Here is an 18,457-nt window from a genome sequence, read left to right as displayed (position 1 = left end):
ACTTTATTATTTGTAAGGAGTTGAGTAAATTACAAATAATGTAATTAATTAAATTTTATACTAAAATAATGAGTGTGTAAAGTGGACTCTTTGAGAGTTTTTACATATTAAATTACAATGCTAGGGAAACACTATAGATAATACATATTAAAGTATAAACAATTACCGAATCATAAGTAAAAGTTGAGATATGTCTTTACATGAATATGCTTATGTTGTTATAATTCAAAATGGAGCATTTTGCGAATTTATGCAATAGGTAATTATTTGTAGATATGTTCAATGCATATATCTATATGAGAGATAAAATATAGAGTTCAAGGAGAAGATCAAATGAAAAAGAGACAAAATTATGAGTTTACCATAGAAGACGTAGAATTTCCTTCACATGGAATAACTTATGTTAATGGAAGAAAAGTACTTATCAAGAATGCACTAAAAGGACAAAAAGTAATTGGTAAGGTTACAAAGAAAAATAGTGAGAGAATTGTAGCTAAGCTTGTTGAAGTAATAGAAGATGTAGATTATAAAATCCCTCCAGTATGTAAGCCTTTTACTGTAGGTTGTGGAGGATGTGCTCATCAAGATATATCATATGATATGCAATTAGATTCAAAAGAATATCAGGTTATGAAGCTTTTTAGAGAAGCTGGAATAGAAGGATTTGAATACTTAGGTATTGAAGGGAGCCCGGATGTTTTTGAGTATAGAAATAAGATGGAGTTTACTTTCGGAGATATGGAAAAAGGTGGAGAATTAACTCTTGGAATGCATGTTAAGAACAAGAGCTTCGCAATTGTTAATGTTGGTGATTGTCAGATTGTTGACGAGGACTTCAGAAAAGTTCAAACAACTGCTATAAACTATTTTAAAGACAAGGAATTACCTAAATATAGAGTAATGCAGCATTCTGGATATTTAAGAAATCTTGTTGTTAGAAAAGGAATAAATACAGGAGAAATCCTTGTAAATATAGTAACAACTACTCAATTAGACTTTGATATGAGTGATTTCGTTAAAGAAATTTTAGCTCAGGAGTATAAAGGAACTGTTACAGGAATAATTCATACTTTCAATGATTCTTTATCTGATGTTGTTCAGGCAGATAGAATTGAAGTATTACACGGAAGAGAATATTTATATGAAGAATTATTAGGATTAAAATTCAAGGTAAATCCATTCTCTTTCTTCCAAACAAATACAAAAGGTGCCGAGAAATTATACAGCATAGTAAGAGATTTTATTGATGAAACAGAAGATAAAGTTGTATTTGACCTATACTGTGGAACTGGAACAATAGGACAGATAGTTGCACCAAAGGCTAAGAAAGTTGTTGGAATAGAACTTATTGAAGAGGCAGTTAAGGACGCAAGAGAGAATGCTAAACTTAATGGACTTCAAAACACTGAATTTATCGCAGGAGATATAGCAAAGGTTATTCACACTGTAACTGATAAGCCAGATATTATAATTCTTGATCCACCAAGAGCAGGAGTGCACCCATTTGCTCTTAAATACGTATTAAAGTTTAATGTACCACAAATTATATATGTTTCATGTAACCCTAAGACTCTTGTAACTGATCTTAAGGAACTTGAAGCAGGAGGGTATAAAGTTGAGAAGGTAATGTTAAAGGATATGTTCCCACATACTCCTCATTGTGAAACTGTGGTTAAGTTGAGTAGGAAATAATAATTTAACTCCTTGTATTCAATCCAATTTGAGGTTGAATACAAGGAGTTTTGTTATAAACGTGATGATTTTAAAAATAGTCAATAAGAAAAGTGTTAATATCAGAAAATTTAGAAAATGTTATTTACAGAAATTTACTGATATGATATAATGTGACTAAGAGTCATGTGACTCATGGTCATATGACTCTTAGTCGCACATACTGAAAAAGGAGAATTGTATGCCAAAAGAAACTTTTTTAACTTGAACGAAAATAAGAGACAGAAGATTATAAGAGCAGCTATAGGTCAGATTGCTGAATTTCATTATAGCAAAGTTACTATTGATGGTATCGTTAAGTCTGCTGAGATTCCAAAAGGAAGTTTCTATCAGTATTTTGAAAATAAAGATGATTTATATACATACTTGTTTACTGATTTTGGTGATAGAAAGCTGGATTTGTTTGAGAGTCTTAAACTAAAAATTACTGAGCTTGATTTTAAGCAATACATGATTGAGTATATTAAGGAATTAAAGATGCTAGAGTTTTCTAATGATCAAATAACACACTTAAAAAAGGAATTTTTAAATGAGTGTCCTCAGCACATTAAAAAAGAAATTCTAAAAATTGAAATGCCAAAGTCATTAAAAGCTTTTAAAGAAGTTATAGAAGCTTATGTTGACAAAGGAGAATTTAGGAAGGATTTAGACGCTAAGATTGCATCTTATGTAATGGTAATGAGTATCAGCAATTTAGAACATTACGATTTAGGCGAATCAGAAGATATAATAGCTGCATTAATGGGCATAATTGATTTTCTTGTTGAAAGTATGAGTTAGATTATTGTTTATTGGAAATTATTTTTAAAATATAAAAAAAGGGAGTGAGTTTATGACTTTTATTATTATTTTACTTGGAGCACTGGCAGCAGGCAGTTTGGTGTGGACTATCATTCAATTGGTTACCCTAAACTATTTTTTAAGGCTGAAGAAGAAGCTAACTTAAAGCGAAAACGTCCTGCTTGGTATCTATGGTGTGGTATTATAGGATTAATTATTTTAGTGATTTTATGGGTTGAAGCATTTCGTTTACAATTAGTATCTGTGTGGATTCTGACTGCTATTTTTACTTTAGGTTCACTAAAGGCAATAGGAATTGTATTTTTCTATGAGAAATTTAGCGGTGGTGTAAGTAAACTAGTAGGTAATATGCAGGTAAATAAAAAATCTTATTGGACAATGGTTGCAACCCGTGCTGTTCTATTTTTGGTTCTTAGCTTTGCTACGCTATATTTTGCAGGATACTTTGGTACTATCTACTAATAGAAATTTGATAGGGTATAAATTAAAAGTTAATATAAAGTAGAGAAAGACTATGAAGATAACTATTATGGCTTAATACTTCATGGTCTTTTATGTTTTGTTAACTACAGAAAAATAATATTTGCTATTTAAATGACTGTGAGTATTTTGCGTGTTTACGTTTTTATTGTAATTTATATAAAAACACTAGGAATGTTAATATGTGTGAAGTTATTGACTTACATATTTTTATTAAATAATTACTTTGGTATATATTTTTTACTACTTATAGAGGGTTATAGTGATACAATAAACAATGTTTACTGAAGAAATTTAGAGGAAATCAGATAATCGGAAATATACGGTAAGTAATTCAATATCAAATGATATTATTAAAAAATTTTATAATAATACTCTTACTATAGTGATGTGCAATTTGTAGGGATTTTTGATGACTTAACTTTATTAAAAGAAAAAGAAGATATTGAAGTACTTAATAATGTACTTTAGGAATACAGCAAAAATAATAAAGTTGTTAATAAATTTACTAATAATGAATTAAATGAAAAGAAAGCTGAACTATTAATGAAGGGGGAGAAATCAAGGTTGAATTTCTGAAATGTAATTAATGTTTTAATTGTATTTTCCCTAAGGAAAAATCAATAAAGTTAAAACTCTCTCTAATATGATTCTCACTTTGTACTGTTATAAAATGTTCTGAAATGTATACTATTTTTCCTTTTAAAGTTTTACACGATGCCTTTGACTTTTTAATTAAAATTTCAATTTGTTGTTGTAATTTAAAATCTAATGAATTCATCTTTTGTCCTCCTTTAGAATTAATAATAATTTATTAGCTTTTGGTGAAAAAATATTATATGAGTATAGAATAATTTAGTTATCATTTAAAATGTTTATAGGTAGATTTCCATTTATGTTGACTATTTTTATTTCTTTTGTTTTCATCCATTTTATTACGCCGTTATCATCACAAACCGCAACCATTGGAATTACTCCCTCATCAGCTTTAGGTAGTCTATTCACCCTAAAAGTCGATGGATTTGAAGTTTTGAATGCACCATAACCTGTGCCTATTAATATAAAGTTTTTATCAGTTGCTATTTGTTTAACAATTGTTAGCAATATATTCAACTCCTTTAATAATGCTGTGCTAATATAATGTATTTTTAATTTGAATTACTTTTAAAAGTTATAATTTTAAACCAAACAGCTAAATACTATTTAGTATTAGTGAGAAACAATTTATTCAGAATTAAAAGTTGTTTCTTATTTAATTGTAACATATTTAATATTAATTGTAAATGATTTTTATAAAAACAACATTAATGGGAATATATAGAATAAAGGAGTTGAATAAAGTTCTTTAAATTTTTATTTATGAATCATTCGAATATATGATTGTTTAAATCCCATCTTTTCATATACTTTAATAGCTCTTTTATTATCTCTATCAACATGTAATGAAAGATTTCCATCAGTTATTTCAATTGCTTTATTTAAAAGTTGTGTAGCAATACCTTTACCACCTTTTTTTGTAGCAATATATCCTAAATGATATTTCGGAATAAAGTTTTCAAATCCTAGGTTTACAATTACAGTAAGGCCTGTTATATCATTATTTTGATAAGCAGCTAGTATGTGACCTGTTTTCATGGCATGTTGAACAGCATCTACAATTTCTTCTTTAGGATCTGTATACTCCATAAGCCATTCATCTAATAAATCAACAATTTTATTAGGATCTATATCTTTATCAGTGATTTCTTCTATTTCTAAGTTAATCCTACCGTCATTTAGGATTATAACATGATTACCATTAGTTAAATTTCCTGCTTTAGCTTCTTTCATAAATCCAGCGATTGAATACCCATTATGGATAGTCATCTTAATCTTTTCAAGCTTTTTAACCTCAATAACAAATTTCTCTAATTCTTCATCTCTTACACCTGTTACTCTTCCACCTGTGTCGTAAATAGCATCTAATACATTTTTAAGCATGCTTGAGTCAGAAGTCATAACCATTCTGTTGTATTTAGAAACAGGCTTATTTTCTAAATACTCTTTGTATATCTCTAGATTATTTTTTTTATATTCTTCATAAATTATATTTCCATAATCAGTTGTACAACTATATAAATTGGGTATATTTTTAATCTTTTCTTCCATCCATAGTTTTCTAAATCCTAAATGTAATCCTGATATACCATATCCTAAACTTGTTTGAGTAAAGACTGTAGAAATAGGTTCTTTAAGTTGTTGATTAATTTCGTCAACGATTGTAGATAAGGCAGTTATATTAACCATACCATTTTCAAAGCCTTGATTTGCGTTATACCAACCTTTTTCTTTAGATATTTTTTTACTATATTCAAGACAGTCTTGTTTTTTATTTGTATCATATTCTATTTTTTTTATATTTTCTTTATTAAAAGATTTACTATTAATCAATTTACTATTTCTTCTAAATATGAATACGCACTGAATATCAAAAAATTGAGATACACTAGCTATTGATTTTGCTAATTCAGTATGGCCACTTAAACATATAGTTCGTTTACTTACTGCTAATGCATCTTTTATTAACATTATGCTAAGTCTATCAATCTTGTGTCCGCTTGGATTATTTCCTTCTAGTTTTAGAAAAATCTTGGATATTCCTAACATTTCCTCTAACTCTTTTGCTCTTATTAAAGGGGTTTTACCAATTCGATTCTTTATGTTCATACATCACACTCCAATTTTTGGTTTTAACAATTATTATTTATAATTTGTACACAAAGTTAAGTTTTATGCATAAACTATAACACTAGAATATTGCAAACAACTTATAAAATTTTAAAAGTTGTTTGTTATATTTTAACATATGAATTATCTAATGTAAATATGTATATAATTTTATTTGTATATAAAAGATTTTCGCTCGTGGTATAATAAATATAATTTATAATTTGATAATATGGAGGAAGAATACATGGGCCAACGAATTGAAATGCCTAGGTATATAAAAATAGCAGTAGATGTGGCGGTGCGAATACATAAAGGTAATTTACCTCAAGGTGTTAAACTGAGAGGTAGGTCAATTTTAGCAAGTGAATATAATGTTTCACCAGAAACTATACGTAAATCAATGAAACTACTTGATGATACAGGCGTTGTAGAAGTATGTAAGGGAAGTGGCGTTATTGTAAAGTCAAAAGAAAAAGCTTTAGATTTTATAAATGGATTTAAAGATAAGGAAACCATTGGAATGATTAGGAGTAATATTAAAAGTCTACTTCAACAAAGAAGAGAAGTAGAAAGGCAACTGTATGAATTAAATGAAAAAATTATTGATTATTCATATAGATTCAAAAATGCAGATTTAATTGATCCTGTAGAAATAGAAATACCGGGTTCATCTCATATAATTGATATGAGTATAGGTCAAAGTAAGTTTTGGCATAATACAGGTGCAACAATTTTAGGTGTTAAAAGAGATGATAAAGTCTATATTTCAACTGGACCTTATTGGGACTTTAAAGAAAAAGATGTTCTTTTAGTAGTAGGTGATGAAGGGGTTTTAGATAGGGTAAAAAATTTCCTAGAGAATAATGATTAACTTAATTGAACAAAGAAGAAGCTATTTTAAAAGTAAGATCATGTATTAATTTTACTTTTAAAATAGCTTTTTTTTAGTTTTTCAATGTTTGACAAGGTAAAAATTATATGTTAGGCTATATAGAGTAAGAAACAACTTGTTAGATGTAAAGAGTTGTTTGTCTCAAAATTGAATTTAAAGAAAAATATTCAAATAAAAATTAATAGATAAGTGTAACTCTTAAGTAACTGCTGCTTTTATAATTTGTAAATTATAAGTAGCAGTTAGTTTTTGGAGAGATTTAATCTAGCTTTGAATTAATTGATAGATATATTGTAAGTATATTTTATTTCAGCGAGGAGGATGTAAATGATAAAATTTGAAAATGTTTCTAAAGTGTATGAAGATGGATTTCAAGCTTTAAAAAATATAAATCTTCATATAAAAAAAGGTGAATTACTTGTATTAATTGGACCAAGTGGTTGCGGTAAGACAACAACTATGAAAATGATTAATAGACTTAATGATCCTACAGATGGAAAAATATTTGTAAATGGTAAATTAATAAATGAACAGGATCCTGTAAAACTTAGAAGAGATATAGGCTATGTTATACAGCAAATAGGTTTATTTCCACATATGACTATTGCAGAAAATGTTGCATTAGTACCTAAGTTAAAAAAAGAAAATGAAGGTAAGTATCAGAACAAAGTAGATGAATTACTCAATATGGTAGGATTAGATCCTGAAATCTATAGAGAACGATATCCTGGGGAATTAAGTGGGGGGCAGCAGCAGAGAGTTGGAGTTATACGTGCTCTAGCAGCAGAACCCTCAATAATACTTATGGACGAGCCGTTCAGTGCACTTGATCCAATAAGCCGTGAACAATTACAAGAAGAACTTGTAAAATTACAAAAGGAAATAAATAAGACTATCGTTTTTGTTACACACGATATGGACGAGGCTCTTAAAATAGCTGATAGAATTTGTATAATGAGGCAAGGGGAAATTGTTCAATTAGATACTCCAAATGGAATATTAAGTAATCCAGCTGATGAGTTTGTTAAAAACTTTATTGGGGAAGATAGATTAAGTCAAGCAAAAGAATATCCTGAACTAGAAGATGTTATAGTCAAAGGTATTACAGTTAACCCTACTGATAAATTAAGTGAGTGTATACGATTATTGCATAAAAATAAAATCAATAATCTAGTGGTTATAGATGAAGATAATAAATATTTAGGTTCTGTTGCTTCATGGGATATCTATAGAAGTCATAAAAATATTGATTGTCAAATACAAGAGATTATGAGTGAAGATTCAGTAAAAATAGATATTAATCAAAGTTTTGAAGACGTATTGAATGCAATTAGTAAAGCAGATTTTGGATTTTTACCTGTAATTGATGATTCAAACCAGTTAAAAGGAGTTATAAGTAATGAAGTTTTAATTGGGAGTTTAGCTGAGAAAATATCGTAATCTTAGAAAGGAGTTTTTATGGATACAAATAATTTATTAAAAATGTTTATTGAAACAGTAAAAGGAAGATGGCCTGAGATATTGAAGTCTTTAAGCCAGCACATGCAGTTGACATTGATTGCGTTGAGTTTAGCAATATTAATTTCAGTACCTCTTGGAATATTTTTAACTAGACATAAAAGATTTGCAGATATAGTAATAGGTATAACTGCTGTTTTTCAAACTATTCCAAGTTTGGCGTTGTTAGGATTTTTGATTCCTTTCTTAGGAATTGGAACTACTCCAGCTATTGTGGCATTAACTATATATGGTTTATTACCAATACTACGTAATACCTATACGGGAATAGTAGGGGTTGATGGTGCTCAAATAGAAGCTGGTAAGGGGATGGGAATGACTTCTCTTCAAATACTATTTATGGTTGAAATACCATCAGCTTTAAATATAATAATGGCTGGTATAAGAACAGCTACAGTATTGATTATTGGAGTGACAACTTTAGCTTCTTTAGTTGGTGCTGGTGGATTAGGGGATTTGATTTTCAGAGGTATCTCTTCTGTTAATTCAGGATTAATATTAGCGGGAGCAGTTCCTGCTGCTTTATTAGCAATATTTTTCGAGAACATCTTAAAATGGTTTGAAAAAAAAGTTACACCAAAAGGTTTAAAACAGTAATAAATTATAAGGCTTAAGAAATGAATTACTTAGGAAGGTGAATAATTTGAAGAAGTTATCAATTTTATTAATTATAATGACATTATTAATGGTATTTGTAGGATGTGGAAAAACATCATCTGAAAATAAAGTTATTGTAGGTGGAAAAGATTTTACAGAACAAGATATTTTAGTGCATTTGGTATCAGAGTTAATAGAGAATAAAACTGACATAGATGTAGAAAGGAAATCATACTTAGGTGGTTCTAGTATTGTAGCTAAATCTATTGAAACTGGTGATTTAGATATGTATGTAGAATATACAGGAACAGCTCTAATAAGTGTATTAGGAGAAGAAGTTATAAATGATCCTGATGAGGTATATGATTTAGTTTCTAAAAGGTATTCTGATGAAAAACAAATTAAATGGCTAAAAGCATTAGGGTTTAATAATACTTTTGCAATAACAATGAAAAAATCAAAAGCTGAAGAACTAGGAATTAAAACATTATCTGATTTGGCTGAGCATGCACCAAATCTTGTTTTGGCTTCAACGCAGGAATTTTTAGAAAGAAATGATGGATATAAGTCAATGCAGAAAGTTTATGGAATTGAATTTAAAGAAGCTAAAGGTATGGATCCAGGGTTATGTTATGCTGCAGTAAGAGATGATAAAGCAGATGTTAATGTATCTTTCGCTACAGATGGAAGAATTCCAGCTTTTGAATTGGTTATTTTAGAAGATGATAAAAGCTTCTTTCCTCCATATTACGCTGCACCAATTATTAGACAGGATACTTTAGAAAAATGTCCTGAATTAGAAGAAATTCTTAATCAGTTAGCTGGTAAGTTAACTGATAGTGAAATGGCTAAGTTAAATGCAAGTGTAGATTTAGAACATAAAGATCCTAAATCAGTTGCTAAAGGATGGCTAAAATCTAATGGGTTAATTGATTAATATGAATTTAATGTACTTTAATTAGAACTAGAGAAAGACTATGAAGATAGCTATTATGGCTTTATACTTCATGGTCTTTTTTTATGAATTGTTTATTTTAAAATTATATTGTAATAATAAAGATTAAAATCAGGGATATTAGTTTATTTATGGGTATTTGGAAGGAAAATTTAATATATTGGAGAATATTACAATGAGGCGTTGTCCAAAACAAATAAATAGGTAAATACTTTAGTTTTAGATATCCTATATTATGACTTGAAGGAGGACTATTAACATGAATTACTTAATCAAAAATGTTTCATCCAAACAAGAACTTGAAAAGACGTTTGATTTCTTTAAAATGATTTTTATAGGTATGCCTGTTGTCGACAATCCAGAATATTCCCTTGAAAAATGGGAAGAGCGGATGAAAAATCACGGTGATCTGATGCTGTATGCAAGTTTAGATAGTGAAGTAATAGGTATTGTTTTTGGTAGGATTAATGATAACTACAGTATTACGATCGGGCCGGTCGCAGTGCACGAAAATCATAGGGGTATTGGAATAGCAAAAGAGATGATCTTTCTGCTTGAGGAACGGGCGACACATTATGGGATTCATTCTATCAATCTTGGTGCGGTTGAATCTGCCGAAAGATTTTATAGCAAACTTGGGTATACAGGTTCATTGTTAATACAATCTCAAATCCATAGCATAGAGCAACTGCTTTCATTAAACAATAGATATAAGGTTGAATTCACAAATATTTACGATGGTAAAGTTAGTCAGGTGTGCTTGGAATTAACCGAACCAGATAGAGATTTACAGAAAGAATATGAGGCTGCTTTTCCAGGTTGCTACACCCAAATGATGTATTGGAAAAATATTTAATCACATGTGTTTTTGCTGTTCTATATTTAAGGAGATAAATTATGGGTAATAAACTAATGGTAATATAGGAATCAAATTTTATGTTGATTATAACAGGGGGGAGGAACATGAAAGATATACCTTTATATAGCTCTTTTAAGATAATTAAGCCAATAGATAAGGGATTTTCTAGCGATAAAAAATATTTTATTGAAACAATAAATGGAAAGAAATTTCTATTACGTATTGCTGATTCATCAGAATATACACTAAAAAAAGTTGAGTTTGAAACAATGAAAAGACTTTATGAAAAAGGAGTACCAATGCCAAAGCCAGTTGATTTTGGCTCCTGTGAAAATGGAAGGTGTGTATATGCTCTAATAGATTGGATTGAAGGAATAGAGGTCGAAGATTACTTATCTACTTTGACTGAAAAAGAGCAGTATTTATTAGGTGTAGAAGCAGGAGCAATTCTGAAAAAAATTCATGAGGACTCATATAAAGAGAATTCTACAGATTGGTCAGAGAGATATTTTTCGATTATTAAACCAAGAATAGATGCATATAAGTCAGAAGGTGAACCTTTTGAAGGTGCTAATCATATTTTGGACTACCTAGAGGCCAATAAGTATCTGCTAGATAGTAGACCACAATGTCAGCATCATGGAGACTATCATATAGGCAATATAATTTTGTCTAAGGAAAGTAAACTATTTATAATAGATTGGCAAACTATTGATTTTATGAACTATGGTGACCCGTGGTACGAATTTAATCGTATTAACACTGAATTTACGGCTTTTGCATCAGGTCAAATATCTGGCTATTTTGAGGGTGAAGTTCCCATTGAGTTTTGGAAGCTATTTGCTTACTACTTGGCTGCAAATGCTATAACATCAATAGTATGGGCTAAGTATTATTCCCCTGAAAGTTTAGAAGAAATACTGAAAAAGAACAGAGATGTTCTAGTTTGGTTTGAAAATATGAAAAATCCTATACCATCTTGGTATAAGAGGTAGGAGGTTTTTGATTGAGAGCAGAGTATCTAGTATTAATATTAGGTTATATTAATAGAGAAAAATTGTAATTTTGATTCAATAAAAAGAGTTTGCCACCTGTTTATATTATGGTGGCAATTTTAATTTTATGGATTCAAAAAATAAGAGTATGTCTTTATTTAACATTGATATGTGTTAAATAGGGAATGAAATTCAAATAGGTATCATATATATTTATCATAAGTTAATTTGAACTGGATAAAAATAAAGGATTGTGGTATAATAAATGCAATTTACTAAATATTCTGACAATTAAAAGAGGAGTGTTAATAGAAAGTGTATTTATAACTATTAAGGTATTAACAGAATATCAATCTTTTAAATCCAGGAATATTAAAGTAATGTTAAGGGGGGACGAAAAAATATGCAAAAAAGAGAAAATTGGGGATCGAAAATTGGCTTCATAATGGCTGCGGCTGGTTCTGCTGTAGGTTTGGGGAATATATGGAAATTCCCGTTTACTGCAGGTGACAATGGTGGGGGTGCCTTTGTTTTAATTTATTTAGTTTTTGTTGTATTTATAGGATTCAGCATTATGCTAACAGAGTTTGGGGTAGGTAGAAGCAAAGAATTAGCTGCTGTTGGTGCATTTAAATCTGTGGATAGACGTTGGACATTTACAGGAGTTCTGGGAGTTTTAAGTGGTTTTTTAATTATGGGATTTTATCCTGTAGTTGGTGGATGGGCTCTAGCTTATGTATTTAAAGTAGTTACTGGATTACTAAATAATCCTGCTCTTATAGGGGATTCATTCAATGGGTTTATCACAAATCCTGGCTTGCCGCTTATATGGATGGTATTATATCTTATTTTAAACGTAGTAATTGTTGTAAAAGGAATATCTTCTGGAATTGAAAAAGCAGGTAAGATATTGATGCCGTTATTATTTGGTATTTTAATTATTATTGCAGTTAGAGGTTTAATGTTACCAGGTGCTATGGCTGGTATGGAATTCTTATTTAAGCCTGATTTTAGCAAAGTAAATGGTAGTGTGATTTTGGCTGCATTAGGCCAAGCGTTTTTCTCATTATCCTTGGGTATGGGATGTATGATTACTTATGGTTCATATCTTTCTAAGAAACAAAATCTTGTTCAGAATGCAGCTATCGTTACTGCAATGGATACATCTGTCGCACTGTTAGCTGGTATTGCAATGTTCCCGGCGATGTTTGCTTTTGGGATAGCACCAACTGCAGGACCTGGATTAGTTTTCGTTGTTGTACCTACATTATTTGCTGAAATGGGTGCTTTGGGACCAGTGTTTGCACTTCTGTTCTTTATAGCCCTTACAGTAGCTGCTTTAACATCTTCGGTTTCATTACTAGAAGTTGTTGTTGCATTTTTAATTGATGAAAAGAAGTTTACAAGAAAGAAAGCTGTATTTTCTTCTGCAACAATTATGGCGTTGCTTTGTATTTTAGCATCTTTATCAATAGGAGGTTTAGGACCAAAATTATTTGGGACAGGTGCATTTGATATATTTGATCTATTAACAGATAAGATATTCTTGGCAATAGGTGGAATGTTATTATGTATTTTTGCTGGATGGAGATTGAAGAAAAAAGACTTATATGATGAGATTACAAACAATGGAACAGTTAAGTTTGGCTTGTTTGGAGTATGGTATGCGTTGGTTAAGTATGTAATTCCAGTTACAATTGCGATTGTGGCTATAAATGGAGTTCGTGAAGGATTTGCAAGTGGTTCTGGCCCAATTATGGTAATTGGATTGGTAATAATTGCAATATTTGCTGGTATATCTAAAAAGCTTTAAAATCAGTTTAGTAAATTGCAATTTCTAAAATAGTATATAATCACAGCTTAAGGCAATTATGTCTTAAGCTGTTTTTATTATAGTAACAAAGAGAAGAGTTATCGCTACTCTTTAGAAAATAAATAAATTAAATAGAGATATAGAAAATGAATGGTTGAAATAATATAAAGGAAAAGGATAAAATATTATTTGATTTAATGATGTAAATATGAGAGAAACAGGTACATTAAGTTTGATAATAAAATGTTTAATATTATAAGTGAAAATAATGAAGTTTATAACCATATGAGCAGAGCATAGTTTTAATTGTTAATACCTGATTTCTATTTCAAAAGGCATTATATATTAACTTGAAAATTACATCTAGTCAATAGAAATTTAGAGAAAGTGTGAAAATTTTAGAATTTAAAAGCTTACAAATATATGCAGTAATTCAAGAGAATAATGCTGTTTGTATTTATATGCCATAATTTATATAATAACTCCTATAGTTAGAGAGAAAAAAATATGGGGGTTGATGTTATGGGTAATAGTAAAAAAAACAAATTTAATGATGAATACAGTTATAAAAATTTTACTACAAATATGGAGAACACAACTTTTTATAGTGTTGATATGGATTCAAGTGAATTTGAAGATGTAAATATGCAGGGAGTAAAGTTTAACGATGTAAACATGAGGGAAACTGAATTTGATGATGTTAGTCTTAGGAGAACAACATTTAATAATGTTACTATGGAAGGAGCAGCTTTCAGCGAAATAGATTTTAGTAATATAGATGTATCTAATGCTTTAATTAATAATGTATATATTCATAATGTTACAGTTGAAAGTTATGATTGTGGTTTAAAGATAAATAACTGTGATCTATCAGGAACTAAATTAGAGAAGTGTAAATTAATTAATGTTGAGTTATCGGATTGTGATATAACAGGGTTAAAAATAAATGGTATCAATATAAGTGATTTATTGCTAAGACATAATCAAGGTGAGTAATTCTTGAATATCTTAATATGAGAGAAAAAGGCTATAAAGAGAGCTATTAAGCTCACTTCATAGTCTTTTCTTTTATGAATTATAAGCTTCTTATCTATTACTTATGAAACTTCTTGATAAATTCCTCTACCTCAGGAATTCCTCCCTGATATATTAGATAACCGTTGTAAGGTTCGCGCTCAGTTATCTCACCGCAGATAGGAGTGAGCATAATGTCTTTAACTTTGGATAAGTCAGAAGTTTGTCCTAGTGCCCAGCCAAGCTTGATGTAAGCAACTTCTGGCAGCATATTTTCAGCAGGTATTATTCCAAGTGTCATTAAATCTCTACCGGTATCATAGACAAACATATTAACATAACCCCAAAGTGTCTGTACTGTCATATAGATGGCGACTCCTTTTTTTGCAGCGCGCTTGATAGCTGGATATATTAATTTATTAACATGACCAAGACCGGTTCCTGCAATAACGATACCTTTATAACCAAGATCAACCAGAGCATCGATCACATCTGGGTTCATATTAGGATAATAATATAACAAGGATACACGTTCCTCAAAGACTGGATTAATTGTAACGTTTCTGTCACATCGGCGGTGGTTGTAATCTTCACGTATGGGAGTTATTTTCTGTCTATCTACCATGGCTAATGGAATATCTCCAATAGTGCGGAAAGTTGAACGATATGATGAGTGCATCTTACGTACTCGTGTACCGCGGTGAAGTAACCCATATTCGTCAGAAGTTGGTCCAAACATACATACCACTACTTCTGCAATATCAGAATCAGCAGCAGTTTTAGCAGCATGTATAAGATTCAGAGCGGCATCAGAAGAAGGTCTGTCAGAAGAACGTTGTGAACCTACCAAGACGATTGGGATAGGGGAGTTTTGTACCATGAAAGTCAGAGCTGCAGATGTATAACTCATTGTGTCTGTTCCGTGGCCTATGATAATACCCTGTGTACCTTTTTTTATTTCTTCTCCAATAGCTTTCGCCAGCACTATATACTCTGCTGGACCCATATTTTCTGAAAAAACACCAAAAAGTTTCTCTGTACTAAGATTGCATATATCAGCAAGTTCTGGTACTGCTCCATACAATTCACCAGGAGAAAATGCTGGAATAACTGCACCTGTCCTGTAATCAAGTCTTGAAGCTATTGTTCCCCCGGTACCTAAGAGTTTTATATTTTTTTTGTCCTTAGATGTTGGAAATTCACGTTCTGGTATTTTATATTGAATCTCCTTGAAATTATACTCCTTCATATCTTGAATGGTATCTACAGCTATACCTATGTTGTATCCAGTAGCTAGTTTAATTACTATATGGCAATCATCATCATTTTCAGATCTAGGAAGTAAAACACCTTGGAAATTACCACGAGTAGTACTTATGGCAGCTTCACTCCATACGCGCATTTTGAAACTTTTTAAAACCTCTCGTGCTCTACCTTTGTAACCTTTCAAAGTATCAGTCATTGTTATTTACCTCCTTTGCGAATAGCATCAGCAAGTTCATGAAGTGGCATATTACCAATGGCTGTGCTGCGTAATTCTTTCATAATCCAGAGTAATTCAGCATCAGGATTTTTTGAAGTATTAATAAAAGTAAATTTTTCTCGCATCAATGGAATTAGTGAAATAATACTATCTCTGTCACGCTTAATAAAATTTATCTTTTCTAAGAGTGATTCCATGTCCATCATAGGATATTGATAAACCATAGGGAGCATCTTATAAAGAAGTTCCGATTCAATTTTTTGCTCCTTGATGAAAGCGAAAAGATCATATATTTTATCAAAATTAAAAGATGAATGAGACTGTGCTTTTCCTTGGATATGTTTTAAACGATGAGCTAATAAAGTGGCAACAAATCGAGGTTCAGCTTCAAAATCACTAGAGATTCTTTTTATAAGCGGAATCAAGTTATATCTCAGCAGATAGAAAAATGTATCTTCAGGGACATTCCAGTTTGTAAGTTGCTCCATCTGTTTATACACATCAGTGGGGAGGTTGCTTTCAATACTATTGATCAACTCTTCACTAATGGAAATAGGGGCTGAATCAGTATCAGGATACATACGGTCAGCTCCTGGTAACACACGTTCAAACATAGTAGTACCATCTGAAAATGACTTTCGAGTTTCGTTAGGTACTCCTTCAAAAGCTAGTTTACATCGCTCTTCAATAGTTTCTATAGCAGTGGTTATATCGTCCTCTGGACCCCAGAAAAGAATTTGAACATCACCATCTTTTGCATTTAATAATTTACCCAAGGATTTAAAATCGATATAATTTTGATTGTTGTGCCAATCTTCAGAATGAGTCATATTTGGTTTTTCAATACAAGCAATAACTTTCAATCTATCTGAAATTTCATCTGAGAACATTCTTCCGGGTTGAGTGAAAAATGAGAGAATGTTTTTAAAATCAGGTAAATTTACTCCAACAAACTTATGGTTATTAATAATGGTTTCAGGAGTTTGTTTGTATACTGAATATAATTCTTCATCATTCAGGACTAGGTGAGAAGTTCTCCAATTATCCCAATTAGGTATTCGATTTAGAAGGTCATTACGAATTTCTAAGAGGCTTTTTTGACGAAAAGCTTCGTTGTGAACAAGGTCAGGAATATATCGTATATGAGAAACTCCTTTGATTTCCACCCGTGTTCCGCCAGTAATACTAACATTAACATCTTCCCTGGTAGCGCCAATGCCTGTCCTTACTTTTCCTGTGCTTCGATTAAGAAAACGGATATAGTTGCAAGCTTCTGCAGCCTCATCAGGAGTTTTCATATCAGGATAAGTAACGGTCTCGATTAGTGGCATACCTAAACGATCGGTGGTATATACTCTTTCGTGACCTATATCCCATACTTCTCGGCAAGAATCCTCTTCAATGCTTAGTTGAATGATACGAATTTTTTTGTTTTTTAAAGGGATTTCTCCTTCAATGCTTATTATACCTGTACGTTGGAAACCGGCAGGGATACTTCCGTCAAGGTATTGCTTACGTGTAATATGAAGCTCGCCTACAATATTTGTCTTAAGTAATAAAGCAATCTCTAAGGCAATTTTTAGAGCCTGTTGATTTATCTTGAAAGGCGGTGTGTCGTCAATATCATATGTGCAGGTGCTTTCATTTGCAATACGGTAGATGATTTTCTTTTTTGTCTTGAACTCCATTAGTGCAGTACCGTCATATCCACCCATCTCACTTAAGGTAGGTCTCATATGTCTTATTACTTCTGCATCGTATTCACCATCTTTTTGATAAATCCCTGATGGGCAGTGACAAAAAAGTTTTTTGTCAGTCTTGAGCTGCTGATGTACCTCAAGACCACACATTAAGCCTAGCTTTTCATATACATTGGGCAAAGTATTTTTGCGAGGAGAATAACCAATGCGTTTTTGTGTTTCATTAAAGTTGTTTTTCATTTTCTTAAAATCCTCCATATTTAATGAGTTAGCAGTGTTCGTGTGAGTTATATCTATAAAAATTATATGTTTCAAGTTAACAAAATATGTAGTTGTAGGTTTCCTATAGCTCTATAATAATTTGTGTATTTGATTGCAATTATTAGAAAAAAGAATCAATAGAATCACATAATTGCAGAAATGAGTGACGTTATCCTCAATTGCTAAATGAATGTGGATGTGTATTTATGAAGTGATTTTGAATAAAAATTCAGATAAAAAAAGAATAAAAGTATATTTATGGAATAAGTGGATTATTTATATAAAAAATAAAATTTGCTTTCAGTTATTTTATATAATTTAAATTGAAATATATTTAGGATATATTGTGCAAAATGGTATAAATTTATATTATTTAGAGCAGAAGTTTAATGTGGTTTATTTTAAGATTAAAACTGTGGTTGATATGAAGGATAAATATACATAAAATTTTAATTGTTAATAAAAAATTAAAAAAATCTGAAATGTAACAAAATTTCCCTTGATTATACAAGGTAATTTATGGTAGTATATTTATATCGCAGAAGAAATATCGCTTCTGCAGAGAAAATAGTCATAACATATATTTTTTCCTTGCAATTATCAGAAAAAAGCAATAAATCTGATAAATAAAAATATATTGTTATTACTA

At 30.5% G+C, this 18,457-nt stretch carries 16 protein-coding genes; 11 read left to right on the top strand and 5 right to left on the bottom strand.

Features of this window, described 5'->3' with window-relative positions; genetic code table 11:
* Positions 1 to 333 precede the first annotated feature (333 nt).
* From rlmD to OW730_RS18590, 3 genes are all read left to right on the top strand, one after another.
* Complete coding sequence (gene rlmD, locus OW730_RS18600; RefSeq protein ID WP_271225554.1) at positions 334 to 1,692, top strand: 23S rRNA (uracil(1939)-C(5))-methyltransferase RlmD; 1,359 nt, start codon at positions 334 to 336, stop codon at positions 1,690 to 1,692.
* A gap of 243 nt (positions 1,693 to 1,935) precedes the next feature.
* Positions 1,936 to 2,511 (top strand): TetR/AcrR family transcriptional regulator, encoded by a 576-nt coding sequence (locus OW730_RS18595; protein ID WP_271225553.1) that lies wholly within the window; start codon positions 1,936 to 1,938, stop codon positions 2,509 to 2,511.
* A 102-nt stretch (positions 2,512 to 2,613) separates the two neighbouring features.
* Complete coding sequence (locus OW730_RS18590; protein ID WP_271225552.1) at positions 2,614 to 2,994, top strand: hypothetical protein; 381 nt, start codon at positions 2,614 to 2,616, stop codon at positions 2,992 to 2,994.
* 604 nt (positions 2,995 to 3,598) lie between these two features.
* Here the strand turns inward: OW730_RS18590 and OW730_RS18585 are convergent.
* The 3 genes from OW730_RS18585 to OW730_RS18575 all read right to left on the bottom strand — a co-directional run bounded on the left by OW730_RS18585 (position 3,599) and on the right by OW730_RS18575 (position 5,718).
* Complete coding sequence (locus OW730_RS18585; protein ID WP_271225551.1) at positions 3,599 to 3,793, bottom strand: hypothetical protein; 195 nt, start codon at positions 3,791 to 3,793, stop codon at positions 3,599 to 3,601.
* A 74-nt stretch (positions 3,794 to 3,867) separates the two neighbouring features.
* On the bottom strand, positions 3,868 to 4,116 hold the full coding sequence (locus OW730_RS18580) for a hypothetical protein (protein ID WP_271225550.1): 249 nt from the start codon (positions 4,114 to 4,116) through the stop codon (positions 3,868 to 3,870).
* A 249-nt stretch (positions 4,117 to 4,365) separates the two neighbouring features.
* Complete coding sequence (locus OW730_RS18575) at positions 4,366 to 5,718, bottom strand: pyridoxal-phosphate dependent enzyme (RefSeq protein ID WP_271225549.1); 1,353 nt, start codon at positions 5,716 to 5,718, stop codon at positions 4,366 to 4,368.
* Positions 5,719 to 5,965: 247 nt separating this feature from the next.
* On the opposite strand from OW730_RS18575, the gene OW730_RS18570 reads away from it, so the two are divergent.
* The 8 genes from OW730_RS18570 (at position 5,966) to OW730_RS18535 (ending at position 14,346) form a co-directional block, all read left to right on the top strand.
* The gene (locus OW730_RS18570; protein ID WP_271225548.1) at positions 5,966 to 6,592 is read left to right on the top strand and encodes a TrkA C-terminal domain-containing protein; all 627 of its coding nucleotides are present in this window, start codon (positions 5,966 to 5,968) and stop codon (positions 6,590 to 6,592) included.
* Between the two features lie 348 nt (positions 6,593 to 6,940).
* Positions 6,941 to 8,053 carry a betaine/proline/choline family ABC transporter ATP-binding protein gene (locus OW730_RS18565; protein ID WP_271225547.1) on the top strand — a complete coding sequence of 371 codons (1,113 nt, stop codon included), beginning with the start codon at positions 6,941 to 6,943 and terminating at the stop codon, positions 8,051 to 8,053.
* A gap of 18 nt (positions 8,054 to 8,071) precedes the next feature.
* The gene (locus OW730_RS18560; protein ID WP_271225546.1) at positions 8,072 to 8,728 is read left to right on the top strand and encodes an ABC transporter permease; all 657 of its coding nucleotides are present in this window, start codon (positions 8,072 to 8,074) and stop codon (positions 8,726 to 8,728) included.
* 37 nt (positions 8,729 to 8,765) lie between these two features.
* Positions 8,766 to 9,665 (top strand): ABC transporter substrate-binding protein, encoded by a 900-nt coding sequence (locus OW730_RS18555; protein WP_271225545.1) that lies wholly within the window; start codon positions 8,766 to 8,768, stop codon positions 9,663 to 9,665.
* Positions 9,666 to 9,942: 277 nt separating this feature from the next.
* Positions 9,943 to 10,539 carry a GNAT family N-acetyltransferase gene (locus OW730_RS18550; protein WP_271225544.1) on the top strand — a complete coding sequence of 199 codons (597 nt, stop codon included), beginning with the start codon at positions 9,943 to 9,945 and terminating at the stop codon, positions 10,537 to 10,539.
* A 107-nt stretch (positions 10,540 to 10,646) separates the two neighbouring features.
* Positions 10,647 to 11,537 carry an aminoglycoside phosphotransferase family protein gene (locus OW730_RS18545; protein WP_271225543.1) on the top strand — a complete coding sequence of 297 codons (891 nt, stop codon included), beginning with the start codon at positions 10,647 to 10,649 and terminating at the stop codon, positions 11,535 to 11,537.
* 403 nt (positions 11,538 to 11,940) lie between these two features.
* Positions 11,941 to 13,350: a sodium-dependent transporter gene (locus tag OW730_RS18540; protein WP_271225542.1), complete on the top strand. Its 1,410-nt coding sequence runs from the start codon at positions 11,941 to 11,943 to the stop codon at positions 13,348 to 13,350.
* Between the two features lie 522 nt (positions 13,351 to 13,872).
* Positions 13,873 to 14,346 carry a pentapeptide repeat-containing protein gene (locus OW730_RS18535; RefSeq protein WP_271225541.1) on the top strand — a complete coding sequence of 158 codons (474 nt, stop codon included), beginning with the start codon at positions 13,873 to 13,875 and terminating at the stop codon, positions 14,344 to 14,346.
* Positions 14,347 to 14,443: 97 nt separating this feature from the next.
* Here the strand turns inward: OW730_RS18535 and gatD are convergent, their stop codons facing one another.
* Together gatD and gatE are read right to left on the bottom strand one after the other, a co-directional pair.
* On the bottom strand, positions 14,444 to 15,826 hold the full coding sequence (gatD, locus tag OW730_RS18530; protein WP_271225540.1) for a Glu-tRNA(Gln) amidotransferase subunit GatD: 1,383 nt from the start codon (positions 15,824 to 15,826) through the stop codon (positions 14,444 to 14,446).
* 2 nt (positions 15,827 to 15,828) lie between these two features.
* Positions 15,829 to 17,787, bottom strand: coding sequence for a Glu-tRNA(Gln) amidotransferase subunit GatE (gene gatE / locus OW730_RS18525; RefSeq protein ID WP_271225539.1), 1,959 nt, complete (start codon positions 17,785 to 17,787; stop codon positions 15,829 to 15,831).
* Positions 17,788 to 18,457 lie beyond the last annotated feature (670 nt).

Source organism: Oceanirhabdus sp. W0125-5 (genome assembly GCF_027938815.1).
Taxonomy (GTDB): domain Bacteria; phylum Bacillota; class Clostridia; order Clostridiales; family Clostridiaceae; genus Oceanirhabdus.
The sequence above is the reverse complement of the archived record's forward strand: the minus strand, read 5'-3'. Positions and strand labels throughout refer to the sequence as shown.

Bases quoted from the DNA above. Each gene is read 5' to 3' on its own strand.
- rlmD (WP_271225554.1), top strand. From the start codon at position 334: ATGAAAAAGAGACAAAATTATGAGTTTACCATAGAAGACGTAGAATTT.
- OW730_RS18585 (WP_271225551.1), bottom strand. From the start codon at position 3,793: ATGAATTCATTAGATTTTAAATTACAACAACAAATTGAAATTTTAATT.
- OW730_RS18575 (WP_271225549.1), bottom strand. From the start codon at position 5,718: ATGAACATAAAGAATCGAATTGGTAAAACCCCTTTAATAAGAGCAAAA.
- OW730_RS18570 (WP_271225548.1), top strand. From the start codon at position 5,966: ATGGGCCAACGAATTGAAATGCCTAGGTATATAAAAATAGCAGTAGAT.
- OW730_RS18565 (WP_271225547.1), top strand. From the start codon at position 6,941: ATGATAAAATTTGAAAATGTTTCTAAAGTGTATGAAGATGGATTTCAA.
- OW730_RS18560 (WP_271225546.1), top strand. From the start codon at position 8,072: ATGGATACAAATAATTTATTAAAAATGTTTATTGAAACAGTAAAAGGA.
- OW730_RS18550 (WP_271225544.1), top strand. From the start codon at position 9,943: ATGAATTACTTAATCAAAAATGTTTCATCCAAACAAGAACTTGAAAAG.
- OW730_RS18545 (WP_271225543.1), top strand. From the start codon at position 10,647: ATGAAAGATATACCTTTATATAGCTCTTTTAAGATAATTAAGCCAATA.
- OW730_RS18540 (WP_271225542.1), top strand. From the start codon at position 11,941: ATGCAAAAAAGAGAAAATTGGGGATCGAAAATTGGCTTCATAATGGCT.
- OW730_RS18535 (WP_271225541.1), top strand. From the start codon at position 13,873: ATGGGTAATAGTAAAAAAAACAAATTTAATGATGAATACAGTTATAAA.
- gatD (WP_271225540.1), bottom strand. From the start codon at position 15,826: ATGACTGATACTTTGAAAGGTTACAAAGGTAGAGCACGAGAGGTTTTA.
- gatE (WP_271225539.1), bottom strand. From the start codon at position 17,787: ATGAAAAACAACTTTAATGAAACACAAAAACGCATTGGTTATTCTCCT.